General features: G+C 68.9%; 11 protein-coding genes. 6 read left to right on the top strand and 5 right to left on the bottom strand.

The window, feature by feature from the left end; all coding sequences use genetic code 11:
- From ABFS34_06370 to ABFS34_06385, 4 genes are all read right to left on the bottom strand, one after another.
- Nucleotides 1-345, bottom strand: a 345-nt coding sequence (locus ABFS34_06370; GenBank protein MEN8375060.1) for a sigma factor, incomplete at its 3' end; no start/stop codon positions are given.
- 8 nt (nucleotides 346-353) lie between these two features.
- Entirely contained in the window at nucleotides 354-677 is a 324-nt protein-coding gene (locus ABFS34_06375) for a hypothetical protein (GenBank protein ID MEN8375061.1), read from the bottom strand.
- 117 nt (nucleotides 678-794) lie between these two features.
- Complete coding sequence (locus ABFS34_06380) at nucleotides 795-2,456, bottom strand: serine hydrolase domain-containing protein (protein MEN8375062.1); 1,662 nt, start codon at nucleotides 2,454-2,456, stop codon at nucleotides 795-797.
- A 116-nt stretch (nucleotides 2,457-2,572) separates the two neighbouring features.
- Complete coding sequence (locus tag ABFS34_06385; GenBank protein ID MEN8375063.1) at nucleotides 2,573-3,454, bottom strand: hypothetical protein; 882 nt, start codon at nucleotides 3,452-3,454, stop codon at nucleotides 2,573-2,575.
- A 176-nt stretch (nucleotides 3,455-3,630) separates the two neighbouring features.
- Here ABFS34_06385 and lepB point away from each other — a divergent pair, with 176 nt between their 5' ends.
- Both lepB and ABFS34_06395 read left to right on the top strand, forming a co-directional pair.
- On the top strand, nucleotides 3,631-4,434 hold the full coding sequence (gene lepB / locus ABFS34_06390; GenBank protein ID MEN8375064.1) for a signal peptidase I: 804 nt from the start codon (nucleotides 3,631-3,633) through the stop codon (nucleotides 4,432-4,434).
- Nucleotides 4,424-5,239 carry a PhzF family phenazine biosynthesis protein gene (locus tag ABFS34_06395; protein MEN8375065.1) on the top strand — a complete coding sequence of 272 codons (816 nt, stop codon included), beginning with the start codon at nucleotides 4,424-4,426 and terminating at the stop codon, nucleotides 5,237-5,239. The genes lepB and ABFS34_06395 overlap by 11 nt, the downstream gene beginning before the upstream one ends.
- A gap of 81 nt (nucleotides 5,240-5,320) precedes the next feature.
- Here the strand turns inward: ABFS34_06395 and ABFS34_06400 are convergent, their stop codons facing one another.
- Complete coding sequence (locus ABFS34_06400; protein ID MEN8375066.1) at nucleotides 5,321-5,938, bottom strand: hypothetical protein; 618 nt, start codon at nucleotides 5,936-5,938, stop codon at nucleotides 5,321-5,323.
- 261 nt (nucleotides 5,939-6,199) lie between these two features.
- Here ABFS34_06400 and lon point away from each other — a divergent pair, with 261 nt between their 5' ends.
- The 4 genes from lon (at nucleotide 6,200) to ABFS34_06420 (ending at nucleotide 12,046) form a co-directional block, all read left to right on the top strand.
- The gene (gene lon, locus ABFS34_06405; GenBank protein ID MEN8375067.1) at nucleotides 6,200-8,809 is read left to right on the top strand and encodes an endopeptidase La; all 2,610 of its coding nucleotides are present in this window, start codon (nucleotides 6,200-6,202) and stop codon (nucleotides 8,807-8,809) included.
- A gap of 190 nt (nucleotides 8,810-8,999) precedes the next feature.
- The gene (locus tag ABFS34_06410; GenBank protein MEN8375068.1) at nucleotides 9,000-9,551 is read left to right on the top strand and encodes a hypothetical protein; all 552 of its coding nucleotides are present in this window, start codon (nucleotides 9,000-9,002) and stop codon (nucleotides 9,549-9,551) included.
- A gap of 211 nt (nucleotides 9,552-9,762) precedes the next feature.
- Nucleotides 9,763-11,568: an amidohydrolase family protein gene (locus ABFS34_06415; GenBank protein ID MEN8375069.1), complete on the top strand. Its 1,806-nt coding sequence runs from the start codon at nucleotides 9,763-9,765 to the stop codon at nucleotides 11,566-11,568.
- Nucleotides 11,569-11,647: 79 nt separating this feature from the next.
- Complete coding sequence (locus ABFS34_06420; GenBank protein MEN8375070.1) at nucleotides 11,648-12,046, top strand: BlaI/MecI/CopY family transcriptional regulator; 399 nt, start codon at nucleotides 11,648-11,650, stop codon at nucleotides 12,044-12,046.
- The last annotated feature ends 48 nt before the right edge of the window (nucleotides 12,047-12,094 follow it).

A 12,094-nucleotide genomic window follows, 5' to 3' on the forward strand; every position in this document is an offset into this window, starting at 1 on the left:
GCTCGCGCGGCTGTGGCGCCTCAGCCAGTTCTGGGCCAGTCGCACCGCTATGGTGGCGAGCCACGGATAGAACGGCCGTTTCTCGTCGTAGAGGTCGAGCCGCGTAAAGGCTCGCATGAACGCATCCTGCGTCACCTCCTCGGCTGCCTCCGGGACGCGGACCATCATCAGCGTCAGGCCGAAAAGCCGCCTTTCGTATAGCTCGACCAGCCGTCCGAACGCCTCCCGATCGCCGCTGCGGACCGCACGGACCGCGGCGCGCACCGAGGAGCCCTCTGAGGTCTCGATCGCGTCAGCCGCGGAACGCTCGGACTCGTCCGGGTCGCCAGGATCGGAAAGAGTCACCTGCCTGGCTAATCGGCGTCATCCACGAGCCCCAGACCCATCGACGCCCAGACGACCTTGCGCGCTCCGTAGAACAGCGGGAAGGGCCCGATCAGGAGAAGCGGCGGGAATACCAGGCCGAGCAAGCAGATGACCAGCCCCTTGAGCGCGAGATCGACCGCGTCGCGCTTCTCCTCGTCGGAACGCGGAGCGGCCCTGAGATACGAGCCCACCGAGGGGTAGCCCATGCGCGTGGCCTTGCGCCGCAATCTATTCGAGACACTCACGGCGAGGACGATGAGGACCACAGTTGCCGTAATGCCAAGAGCAAGGACCAGGTTGGCAACGCTCACGATATAGAACTCCTTCCTGGAAGAACTGATGGGCCGGCTCGTCGACTGCGGCCGAACACCTCTACCGTATGTACAACAAGGTTGTCGATCCGGTTGACGGACATGCTCGAGAGCGGCTCAATCATCGGACCGCCGGCTGCCCTTTACCTTCCTGCCGCCCTGATGGAGCACCAAATCGGGTCCGTGCCCGGCCTCGAATGCTATCCTGATGCTCGCGTCGCTCGAGGACCTGAACTCGCCCTCACCCTGATAGAGAAGCCTGGTCGGGGGCCGGCCCGCTGGCTGCATGAAGAGACGGCCGTCCTGCTCGAAGATCTTCGCCTCGATATTGAAGCGCTCCAGAAAATACGTCCCGCCGAAGCGCGCTACGTCATCAGCGCTCGGGGCTAGATCGACGAGGGACAGACGGCCGCCTTTGACCCGTCCGCCCCCCTGGTGGAGTACGAAGTCCTGCCCGCTCTCGGGATCGAAGACGATCCTTATGCTCGGTTCGTGCGAAACCCGGAATTCGCCCCGCCCTTGGTAGAGCAGTTTGGTGACGCGCTGACCCGTAGGCTGCATGAAGAGGTAGCCATCCTGCTCGAAGATCTTGGCCTCGCGATCCATACCCTCGAGTGCGTACAGCCCACTGAACCGCGCGACGTCCTCCTCGCTCGGCGTGAGGTCGGCGACGGACTCGTCTGCGCCGAACGCCGCCGCGGCGATGTCCCGCGCCAGCAATTGGGCGGTCCCCTCGCCGAAGACGTTGGCGATGACCGCGATGTGCAGGTCCTCGTCGGGAACGTGCACCAGCATCGCGGAGAAGCCGAAGACGCCTCCGCCGTGACCGATCGTGCGGTGGCCCCTCGTTTCTCCGCGCTTGAGTCCGAAGCCGTACCCGGTCGATGCGCCGCTGGGCAGAATGATCGGCGTGATCATCTGCTCGAGCGATTCGGCGCCGACGACCTCGCCTCCGATCAGGGCCATGCCCCACGTCACGAGATCGTGGGCGGTAGAAATGATCATGCCCGCCGCGCCGGCGTTGCTCATGCTGATCAGGCCGTCGTTGACGAGCTTGCCGTCCTCCAGTCCGTAGCCCTGAGCTCGATTGGGAATGATGTCCGCGTTGGAGTCGCAGCGGGTGCGGCCAAGGCCCAGACGCGTGAAGAACTCGTTCTGCAGGTACTCGCAGTAAGGCACGCCCGATGCCTGTTCGATGATCGCCCCGAGCATGTAATAGCCGGTGTTGCTGTACTTGAATTGCTGTCCTGGCGTGAAGTCGAAATCCGCGTCGTCGACGTACGCGAGCAGCTCGTCGGCGCTCAGATCCCGGGCCGCGCCGGTTTCCCAGAACTCTCCGACGCCCGTGTAGCTCTTGATGCCCGACGTGTGGGTGAGCAGGTGGCGGATGGTCACCGTGTGCCCCTGCGTGGGGTAGTCGGGATAGTACCTGGTCAGCTCGTCATCGAGGGAGAGCTTGCCCTGCTCGAGCAGCCGCATGATGGCCGCGGCCGTGAACTGCTTGGTGACCGAGCCGATGCGAAAGCTCGTCTCTGCGTCAGCGGCGACATCGTGCTCGAGGTCCGCCAGTCCGTAACCTTTCGCGAGGAGCATTCTGCCGCCTCGCGCGACGGCGACGGAAAACCCGACGGCTCCCGGTTCTTGCAGCCGCATGGCAGCCAGGGCATCGACCTCGCCCGCGAGCTGCTCATCGGAGGATTGGGCGCCGGCCGCGGGGCGCGCCGTCCCCAATGCCAGGGACAGCATCGCTAGAGATAGCGCTCGTGTGATTCGGTGCATTGGGTTCATCCGGTTCGGTGCTTCCCGCCGACGGTCTCTACCGGATGTACAACGCCAACGCCGATCTGGTTGACAAGAGACCTTGGACGCCCCGGCGATCCGACCGGGGCCCACTCCTACCGCTCCCGCACCTCCCTGACCACGTCCGCCGTCAACGGGATCTCGCCCAGCCCCTCCACGCGCAGGGTCCCGGTCAGGCGGCCGCTGGCACGGTAGTGCAGCAGGCGCTGCAGGCCCACGTCCCACAGCGCGCTGCGCCGGATGGTGCCGCGCAGCGACTGGGTCGACGGCTCGTCCACGCCTCCGCTGGTGGTCCCGCGCACGGTCGTCTCGGTCACCGATTCCAGCGTCAGTACCACGCGGCCCGAGGCGTCATCGGCCTCCGCGACGCGCGTGCGCACCACGGCGGTCGTGGACTGGCTGACCCCTGGCGTCTCGTCGCTGGTCCGCACGGTGTCCACCCACTCACTCCCCACCTCCGCCGCCGCGTCGGGCAGGGGGATGAACAGCAGGCGCAGCAGATCCCGGGTGCCGACGACCGCCAGGACCTCGTCGCTCAGGTCGGGGACCGAACGCGTCTCTGGCTTCCCGTCGCGGCTCAGCGCCAGGTCCCACTCGCCGTCGACGTCGGCCAGCGACGCGCGCGTGGAGCCGGTGGTGGGGTTCGAGACGTGGCCCTCGAACTCGAGCAGGCGCGCGTTCACCCGCAACTCGCCCGCTTCGTTCCGGTAGCGCAGGCGCGCCAGCCCGCGGTAGCCGGCCTCCGTGGCGAAGCGCACGCGCTCGCCGTCGGTCTCGACGCGCACGGTGTCTGCAAACTCGTAGGTGACGCGCCCCCCCAGGGGCAGCGCGTGCGCGAGGACGGGTGGAGGCGGCGCCGGCGGCTCGGGGTCCGGCGGAGGGGCGGACGCGCACGCCCAACTCGCGGCCACGCCGAGCCACCACGGCCCGCCGCGCGGACCGCTGAGCCACGATCGCTGCAACCTGGGTCGAATCAATCCGGGGTCGCCTTCGTATCTGTGCTCATGCCGCTCGGCATCCAACCTGGGGCGGAAAGTTGGCGCCCTGGCGTGGTTCCGCCATGGCGGTCAAACTGGCAGCGCGAGATCCCGGGCGCCCCAGCGGTGTATCGGGGTGGCTCGAAATCGGGTACGCGGATGGAGAACCATAGATCGTGAGTTCCAAGAAATCGGCCAGAGGCGGCTCCAAGGGCTCCGCGAAGAGCGCTCCGGACAAGCAGGAGCGAAGGCGCGGTCCGCGAAAGGCGGCCGGAGCGGACCAGGCGGCCGCCAAGGAGGGCCGCCGTCGGTGGGCCACGGAGTGGGTCAAGACGCTGCTCATCGCCATCCCGCTGTTTCTGCTGCTCCGCACCTTCCTCTTCCAGACCTTCGTGATCACCTCGGGCTCCATGGAGCGCACGCTGCTGGTGGGCGACTTCCTGGCGATCAGCAAGGCCGCCTACGGCACGCGCATCCCCGGGACATCGGCGCGGACGCCGGGTTACTCCACGCCAAAGCGAGATCACATCATCGTCTTCCGCCGCCACAACCCGGAGCTGGACGTGGTCAAGCGGGTCGTCGGCGTGCCCGGCGACACGATGGAGATGCACGGCAAGGAGTTGTTCCGAAACGGCGAGCGCATGGATGAACCGTACGTCCGTCATTCGGACCCCGCGGGCAACCCCCGTGACCCGGAGATGGACTGGCAGCTTCCCTTCCTCGTGCCCGGCAGCAGGCCCGCCGACTTCAGGCCCACGCGAGACGAATGGGGGCCTGTGGTGGTGCCCGAAGACCACTTGATGGTCATGGGCGACAACCGCGACGACAGCATCGACTCGCGCTATTGGGGCTTCTTGGACCAACAGGAGCTGAAGGGGCGGGTCCTGTTCATCTACTACAGCTACGACCGCGAAGCTTTGGCGCCGTTTCCTCTGGTCACCGAAGCGCGCTGGAGCAGGATCTTCGACGGTGTCCGCTGAGGCCCCGCGCTCGCTCGTGGTCGTCCAGGTAGACGCCTTCTCCTCCCGTCCGTTCGGCGGCAACCCCGCGGCCCTGTGCGTCCTGGACGACTACCCCGCTGACGCCTGGCTGCAGGCGGTCGCGCGCGAGATGAACCTGTCAGAGACGGCCTTCCTGCGTCGTCGGGACGACGGCTGGGACTTGCGCTGGTTCACGCCCGCGGGGGAGGTCGACCTGTGCGGGCACGCAACGCTCGCTTCCGCCCACGTGCTGCTGGAGGACGGCCTGGACGCGGGACCCGCGATCCGCTTCTTCACGTTGAGCGGCGAGCTCGGAGCGCGGCGCGACGGCGACTGGCTCTACATGGACTTCCCGGCCGAGCCACCTGTCGCGGGCGAGCCGCCCGACGGGCTGCTGGAGGCGCTCGGCCTGGACCCCACCGAGGTCACCTACACGGGGCGCAACCGCCTGGACGAGCTGGTCGCGATCGAGGATCCGGCCCGCCTGCGCACGCTGGAGCCGGCCATGACCGCGCTCGCCGTCATCGGCATGCGCGGCGTCGTCGTGACCTCTCCCTCCGATACCGACGGGGTCGACTTCCTGTCGCGCTACTTCGCCCCCGCGTTCGACGTGCCCGAGGACCCCGTCACGGGCTCCACGCACTGCTGCCTGGCGCCGTTCTGGACGCAGAGGCTGGGGCGCGACCGGCTGGTCGGCTACCAGGCCTCGCGGCGCGGAGGAACGGTGCGCGTGTATGCGAGCGGCGACCGCGTTGAGCTCGGCGGCCAGGCGGTGACGGTGATGCGGGGCACGCTCACGCCGTAGGCGCGGCCCTTCCTAGTGTGCCGGCGCGGAAGTCCCGTGTGCACCGAGGCGCGTGATGCGCCCGCGGGGCAAGACGGTACACTAGAAGAACCTGACGCGGAAGCCGGCCGTGACCGGCACCATCCAGAGCGTGCCTCCCGTCGGCTCCTCGGAGCTCGTGCGGGCGAAGATCCCAACCACGTGCCCGCCAACGAACACGTTGAGCCGCCGGGAAAAGTCATAGCCGACCCGCAGGCCCGCCTCGGCGGCGGCACTGGTCCCGATCTCGGAGATGTCGGGGAACCCGTCGAGCGACTGGTCGAGTTCTCGGTCGACGAAGCTGCCGAATCCCCCGCCTGCGTTCAGGACGACGGTGAGAGGCACGAGGCCCGGAATGATCACGTCGACCTCGGCGCCGACCGAGAAGCGCCACAGGCGCACGTTCGGCAGTTCGACCGACACGGTGCCCCCGCTCCCCGGGAGCACGCCCAGATCCAACGTCTCGCCGCCCAGCTCGTCCAACGCGCCGTCGACCCGAAGGCTGATTCTCGGGTGCACCCGAACCGCCACGCCGAGGCCGAAGGAAAGCCCCGCCTCGACGTCATCGGCCAGGCTACTCACCGGCAGCGCGATCCCGACCCGCGGATCGATGGTGATTTCCTGCGCGCTCAGCGGGCCCGCGACCAGCGCGGCGAGCGCCGCCACGGCGGCCCTTCCCATGAACCTCACGTCGTCCCCCCTTATTGCGTCAGATCTGTCGCGTCGCGCTGCCGTTCTGACAGCACCCGACCTCGATGACTACCTTACGCAGCCGGGCCCGCCGGTGTCCGATCCCGGAACGGCACGCGCCGCTTGGGTTTCTACGATGGTACCGGCGCGCTGGCAAGCTACCTGCTCAATAGACTGGATCACGCGCGACCGAGACAACGCGTCCCGCCAGACCGGCCGACTCCGGCCTGGAGGGGACCTGGAGGTTACAAAATGGCTGAACGCATGACCCTGCCCGTCATACCCCTGCGCGACACCGTCGTGTTTCCGGGGGTCGCGATCCCTATCTCGGCGGGCCGCACCGGCACCGTCGAGGCCATCAAGAGCGTCCTGGACGGCGACCGCCGGCTGTTCGCCGTTTGCCAGAAGGAGAACCTGGACGACCCGGCCCCGGAGCTGCTGCACGAAATGGGCGTGGTCGTCCGCGTCGTCCAGGTGCAGAAGATCCGCGGCGGGCTGCAGCTCATCATCCACGGCGAGGACCGCGCGGTCGCGCTGGAGTACGACAAGACCGGCGAGGCCATGCTGGAGGCGGTGATCCTTCCGGTCGAGCAGGAGCAGCCCCTGGATACCGAGGACTCCGCGTTCCAGGCGCTGGACAGGGAGCTGCGCGAGCGCGCGGCCGAGCTCGGGCGCCGGCGGGGCATCCCCGCGGAGGCCCTGAAGCAGCTCATCCAGGGAGTCGAGGCCTCGTCCGACTTCGCGGACCTGGTGGCGTTCTACCTGGACCTGCCCGCCGAGGAGAAGCAGAAGCTGCTCGCGATGCTCCAGGTGGAGGAGCGCATGCGGCGCGTCCTGTACGAGGTGGAGCGCGACCTGCTCCGGCTCGAGGCGCAGGAGGAGATCCAGGCGCAGGTGCAGGAAGAATTGGGCGAAAAGCAGCGCGAGGTAGTCCTGCGCGAGCAGCTCAAGGCCATCCAGAAGGAGCTGGGCGAGGCCGAGGGCAACGACGCCGAGGAGCTGCGCGAGCGCATCGCCGGGCTGGACCTGGGCGACGCCGCGCGGCAGGAGATCGAGCGCGAGCTGGGCAGGCTGGAGCGGACGAGCCCACAGTCGGCCGAGTACCAGGTCATCCGCACCTACCTGGAGTGGGTGACCGAATTGCCCTGGAACGAACGCACCGACGACGAGATCGACCTCGTCCAGTCGCAGACCGTCCTGGAGGAGGACCACTACGGGCTGGAGGACGTGAAGGACCGCGTGCTCGAGTTCCTGGCGGTGCGCAAGCTCCAGATGGAGCGCACCGAGGAGGAAGCGCGCGCCGAGGCCGCGAAAGCCCCGGCAAGGGACGAGGAGTGCGAAGACGACGAAGTCGCTGAGGGTGCGGAGGTGGTCGAGGCCACGGAGGTAGTCGAGGCTGAAGAGGACACCGAGGCCGTCGACGACGACCTGGTCGCGTCCGAAGGGGGCGAGAAGGAAGCCGACGCGGACGACCCCTGTCAGGCGAAGGCCCGCGCGGTCGGGCGCGGCCCCATCCTGCTTTTCGTGGGCCCCCCGGGCGTCGGCAAGACCTCCATCGCCCAGAGCATCGCGCGGGCGCTGGGCCGCAAGTACGTGCGCATCGCGCTGGGCGGCGCGCGCGACGAGGCCGACATCCGCGGGCACCGGCGCACCTACGTGGGCGCCATGCCGGGCCGCATCATCCAGGGCCTCAAGCAGGCCGGCACCAAGAACCCCGTGTTCCTGCTGGACGAGGTGGACAAGCTGGGCGTGAGCATGCAGGGCGATCCGTCCTCGGCTCTGCTCGAGGTGCTCGACCCGGCGCAGAACCACAACTTCGTCGACCACTACATGGGCGTGCCCTTCGACCTGTCGGAGGTGCTCTTCATCGCCACCGCGAACTACCGCGAGCGCATCCCGGCGCCGCTGCTGGACCGCATGGAGACGGTCGAGTTCTCGGGCTACACCGAGCGCGAAAAGCTGGAAATCGCCAAGCGCTACCTGGTTCCCAGGCAGCGCGACGAGAACGGGCTGGGCGAGGAGCAGATCGCGGTGAACGACGACGCCGTCGGGCGCGTGATCAGCGAGTACACCCGTGAGGCCGGAGTGCGGCAGCTCGAGCGCGAGCTGGGCAAGCTGGCGCGCAAGGCCGCGCGCAAGATCGCCTCGAACGAGGTGGAGCGCGTCGACATCGACGCAGCAGCCGTGCGCGACCTGCTGGGGCGCGCGCGCGTGCACCCGGAGCAGAAGGCCGCCCACGACACGGTCGGCGTCGCAACCGGCATGTTCTACACGCCGATGGGCGGCGACATCCTGTTCGTGGAGGCGAGCCACAGCGACGGCAAGGAGCAGCTCATCCTGACCGGCCAACTCGGCGACGTCATGAAGGAGTCGGCGCGCGCCGCGCTCACGTACGCGCGCACCAACCACGACCGCCTGGGCATCCCCGAGGACAAGCTCAAAGACATAGAGATCCACGTGCACGTGCCCGCGGGCGCGGTGCCCAAGGACGGCCCGTCGGCCGGCGTGACCATGGCCACGGCGCTGGTGTCGTCGCTCGCCAACCGGCCGGTGCGCGCCGACCTGGCCATGACCGGCGAAATCACCCTGGCCGGACGCGTGCTGCCCATCGGTGGCGTGAAGGAGAAGGTGCTCGGCGCGTACCGCGCCGGCATCCGCGAGGTCATCATCCCGCGCCGCAACGAGGCCGACCTGGTGGAGGACGTGCCGGATATCGTGCGCGACGACATGACCGTGCATCTGGCCGACGATCTGGGCGAGGTGCTCCAGATAGCGCTGCGCGGAAACGACCTGGGTGGTCCTGCCCTAATCGGCGGTGGGACCGAGGCGTCCGAGGAGAAGCCGGCGGGGGCGGTGGTTTAGGCCCCATAGGAGGCCGGGCGATGTGGACGACGCCCCGCGGCCGAGAGTCGGGGGGCGTCTTCGCATCTACGTAGAATCCCTGCCCCGTCTACATACTCCACGCAGCCTTTTGCGCCAGTCGAAAGCCGATCGTGGAAGCACGAGTCGGGGCGACTCACGCCCTGGCCGGGCTTCCTACGTGGAGGTTCTCATGTCGTACCGCACGATTCTCGTCTCGGCCTGCGCGGCGCTGGCCGCCGCCGCGCCCCTGGCCGGCCAGTCCACGGAGATCGGCGTCTCCTCCGGCCTGAGCGTGTTCACCGCCGAGGGTGCCGACGCGCTGACGGTCTTCAGCACCCCGGGCAGCGGATCCCTGCTGCCCACATCGTCCTTCTACGTGACAGCGTTCCCCTCGCCCAACGTGTCGATCGAGCCGCAGATCGGCTTGCTCGTGGCTGCCAGCGGAGGGGCCACCGACTGGATGGGTAGCTTCGGAGCGCAGATTGCCTACCACTCACGCGGAGGGGCGGACAGCTCACCCTACTTCGGCGGCAACGCCTCGTGGGTGAGGGATCTGGCGGAAGACAACAACTTCACGCTGGGTGCCGTCGTGGGCTACCGCTGGATAGTCCCGCCCGGGCTGGGCTTGCGGGTGGAGGCCGGCTACAAGAGGTGGTTCACGGGCGGCGAGGACGGATTCGATCCGCCGGACCTCAATCAGTTCGGACTGACAATCGGCATCGGCGGGTTGGTCGGCGGATGATGCTCGGCTGATGGGCTGGTTCGCTCAGCCAGCGAACGGCGGGGGCAGGGGCGGGTCATCCGGCCCCTCCCCCGCCACGAGGGCCCCGAAGGCCCGTCGACCCTGCAGGCACCCGATCCCCGATCTGGCGCGCGCCGCCAGCGGTTCCGAGGTTGGAGGCCGCCCCGGCCGGCTCCGGGCGGGCGCGGTCACTAGCTTGACGGAGGATGACATGGGTCGGCCGATTCGGGCCCGCAGGCAGCGCCAGGCCGCAAGTGCCATCGGCGTGCTGATCGTATCCCTCACCACGACCCCGGCCTCAGCCGCCACCCAGGACGGCGGCGCAGCCGACTCCACCGCCGCGATGGCGACCTTCCGCTCCAACATCGACGCGATCCACAAGCGCGACCGGGCGCGCTACCTGGAGCACTACCTCCGGTCGCCCAGCCTGGCGGCGGTTGGCGTGGGCGGGCCGCAGTTCGGCTACGACTCGTTCGCGGAGGGCGCCGGCGGGGCGTGGCCGGACACGCTCGTCGCGACGCACTTTCGGCTGACGCCGCTCGCCGACGGCGTGGCGTACGGCGCATACCGCTACCGCTTCGTGCAGGGCGACACCGACGTGAGGGGCGTGAGCGAGCGGGTGCTCGTGCGCACGCCGGAGGGCTGGCGTGTCGCCGTGACCACGGCCTTCCCCGCCGACGCATCCACACCGCCACCACCGTTTGCGCTGGTGGGCGCCACGGTGGTCGACGGAACCGGCGCGGCGCCGGTCTCGGACGCGGTGGTGGTCATGCGTGAGGGGCTGATCGAGTGCGTGAGCGCGCGCGCGGAGTGCCCCATCGCTGACGACGTCGAGGTGGTGGATGCGGCCGGCCACTGGATCATGCCGGGGCTGGTGGACGCGCACGTGCACCACAGCCAGACAGGCTGGGCGGATGGCCGCCCGGACGCCCTGGACCTCAGGGAGCAGTACCCATACCGGGAGACGATACGGGACCTCGAGGCGCACCCCGAGCGGATTTGGCGCTCCAACCTGTGCTCCGGGGTGACCGCGACCTTCGACGTGGGCGGCTTCCCGTGGACCTGGGCGCTGCGCGAGCGGGCAGCCCGCAGCACCCGGGCTCCCCATCTGGCGATCGCCGGCCCGCTGCTCTCGACCTTCGACCACTGGCTCAACCTGCCCGCCGAGCGGCAGTTCATCCACATGGCCGGCGTAGACGCCACGCTGGAAGGCACACGCTACCTGATCGCCGGCGGCACCGACGCGATCAAGGTGTGGTTCCTCGCCCTCCAGGCTGAAGCCGAGGCTCAGGGCTACCTGGACGCGCTGATGGCGGCCGGTGAGGAGGCGCGCGCCGCCGGCGTGCCGCTGATCGTCCACGCCACCGGGCTCTGGCAGGCCAAGCAAGCGCTGCGCGCGGGCGCGCGGTTGCTCGTGCACGGCGTCTTCGACCGGGAAGTGGACCAGGAGTTCTTGGACCTGATGCGCGAGTCCGGTGCTGTCATGACCCCCACGCTGACGGTGCGCGAGGGCTACCTCGAACTCGCCATGCGACGGTTCCGGTCCGACGACGTGCACATGCCCTGCGTCGACCCGGTTACCGCGGCCAAGGTGCTGTCCACTGACACGGTGCCCGGCGAGCCGTCAGGGGAACGCGCGCTGCTCGAGGAGAGCCTCCGGCTCGCCGCCACCAACGTGCGCCTCATGCACGAGGCGGGGCTGCCCATCGCCGCGGGCACCGACGCGGGCAACCCGCTGACGCTGCACGGGGTGTCCATCAACTCCGAGCTCGAGGCGCTCCAGGAGGCGGGCCTGTCTCCCTCGGACGTGATCGTGGCTGCGACCCGCAACGGTGCGCGGGCGATGTTTCGAGACGACTTCGGCACGCTGGAGGCGGGCATGGTGGCGGACCTGATCGTGCTCGGCGCCGACCCGACGGCCGACATCGCCAACGTCAGGGACCTGCGGCTCATCGTGCGTGGAGGCGAAATTCGAACGCGGACGGAGCTGGAGTTTCCGGACGAGCCGACGTCCTGAGTCCTGCCGACGGTCGGGCGGTCGGCCGCGCCCACGACGCTCTTGACGAGTGCCCGACGATCGTGCATCATAGTGGTGTATGCTAAAAAAACAGCATAACCCCTTAGAGGGGCTGAGTCGCCGCGAGCGGCAGATCATGGACGTGCTATACCGGCGCGGCCGGGCGAGCGTGGCCGAGGTACGCTCGGGCATCGCGGACCCGCCCAGCTACTCCGCGGTGCGCGCGCTTCTGCGCGTCCTCGAGGACAAGGGCCACGCCCGCCACGAGGAAGAGGGTCCGCGCTACGTATACCTGCCCACGGTGCCGCGCACCGAGGCGAGGGACTCGGCTCTCAAGCACATGGTCCGCACTTTCTTCGACGGGTCGACAGCACAGGCCGTGGCAGCCCTGCTAGGCGAAGCCCGGACCGACCTCTCCGCCGAGGAGCTGTCGGCCCTCTCCCAACTGATAGAGGAAGCCAAAGACGAGGGCCGGTAGAAGACGACCGGGCCGGAAATCAAACGAATGCAGCTTTGACTGCATCTC

The organism is Gemmatimonadota bacterium, from assembly GCA_039715185.1.
Lineage (GTDB): Bacteria > Gemmatimonadota > Gemmatimonadetes > Longimicrobiales > RSA9 > DATHRK01.